Origin of the sequence: Micromonospora sp. S4605 (assembly GCF_003176715.1) — a bacterium.
Classification (GTDB): Bacteria; Actinomycetota; Actinomycetes; order Mycobacteriales; family Micromonosporaceae; genus Micromonospora; species Micromonospora echinaurantiaca.
On record NZ_QGSW01000478.1, the window covers coordinates 1 to 1,715 of the forward strand.

The 1,715-nt window shown below is 81.5% G+C and carries 1 protein-coding gene; it reads right to left on the minus strand.

Annotated features, from left to right (window positions below; genetic code table 11):
* Positions 1–753 precede the first annotated feature (753 nt).
* The gene (locus DLJ47_RS35545; protein WP_146228275.1) at positions 754–1,272 is read right to left on the minus strand and encodes a hypothetical protein; all 519 of its coding nucleotides are present in this window, start codon (positions 1,270–1,272) and stop codon (positions 754–756) included.
* Positions 1,273–1,715 lie beyond the last annotated feature (443 nt).

Below are 1,715 nucleotides of genomic sequence, written 5' to 3' on the forward strand. Positions count from 1 at the left end.
ACCGGAATCCGGCCGCCCGGTGCCGCCGTACCCGGCCGCACCGCAGCCCGGCCCTGGGGACCGTCCGGTCGGCACACCGCCCGCGTTCGACCCGGCGGCTGCCGGCGGCCACGACCGTACGGCCGCGCCGCCAGCGTGGGGTCCGGCGTCGGCGACGCCCGGCGGCGGCCGGCCGGACGCGCCCGCCCCCGAGCAGCGGCCACCGGCCGCCCGCCCTCCGTCCACGCCCGACGGACGGCCCGGCTCCGCACCGCCGGCCGCCCGGCTGCGGATGGAGTTCCAGCCGACTCCGGACGCGCCGGCGAGCGCCCCACCGGCGTCGCCGGCGGTCCCGGCCGACCGAACCGGCGCGACTCCCACCGACCGTCCCGGGTCGGGCGGCGGCACCGCGCCGCCCGAGACCGCTCAGCTGGCGCCTCCGGGGCTGGCCATCACCCCCGACCGGCCGAAGGTCTACGTCCCGCCGCCGCCGAGCGACCCGCCCGCGCCGGCCCTGCGTCCGGAGCCGGCGGACGGCAACGCTCCGAGCGGACCGGCCGCCTGGTTCGGGCCCGCCAAGCCGGCGGCGAAGGCCGACACCACTGCGACAGAACGGCCGGCCCCGCCATCCGCGGCGGCGGACCCCGGACCGACCGCGCCGGCACCCGAGCCGGTCACGGACGAGGTGGCGGCACCGGTCGGGAACGAGGTGGCGGCATCGGCCGCCTTCGCCGACCGCCAGCCGGCCGAGCCGGCCCTCCCGCGGCGCACCGATCACACCGTGGCACCGACCTCCGCGCCGCCCGTCGAGGCGGTTGCCGGCACGCCGGTCGGGACGGTTGCCGGCGCGCCGCCGGTCGGTGTGACCGCATCGGCTCCGGCGGCACCGGACGGCCCGGCGACGACTGAGCCACCCACTCCCCCCGCCGAGGGCCGGGACGCGACCGCGTCGACTGCCGGCGTCCCGGCCGCCGTGCGGCCGGCCGAGCAGAGCCCGACCGCGCCCGTGCCCGCACCGCCCGCCGATGGCGGCACGGCGGCATCCGCGACGACGCCGACGGTCCACCCCGACCACGCGGCAACAGCGCCCGGCGACGGCGAGCGGCTCGACGGCGTCCCGACGGCACCGGATCTGGCCGGGCCAGCCACCCACACCGACACGCCGGTGGCCGCGCCGCCGGCCAGTACGGACCCGGTCGCTCCGACGGCCCCCACCGGCCAGGACCCGATGGCCGCCGACGCGGTGCCGCCGGCGGTTGCCGACGCCGCCTCCGTGTCGGCCGCTCCGGCCACGCCAGCGGTGCCGGCGCGGCCCGACTCGGCCGAACCGGCGGTACGCGCTGCCGCTCCCTCGGCCCACCCCGGGTCGCACCCGTCGTGGCAGTCCGCCGAGCCGGCCACGGCAGCCTCCGCCCCCGGCGCGCCGGTGTCCGCGGCACCCGGCGACGGGCGCACAGCCACGACCGCCCCGCCCGCACAGGCTGCCGCCGCACCCTTTGCCGGACCGCCGGCCACGCCGGTCTCCGCACCACCGGCTCGGCCCGTCTCCGCACCGCCCGCCGCACCGGTGCCCACCTCGGCCGCCACACCCGTGTCCGGCCCACCGGCCGCTTCCGTGTCCGCGCCAACCGGCGCACCGGCCTCCGGCCCACCGGCCGCACCCATGTCCGCGCCAACCGGCGCACCGGCCTCCGTTCCACCGGCCGCACCCATCCCGGCTCCACCGGTGTCCGCGC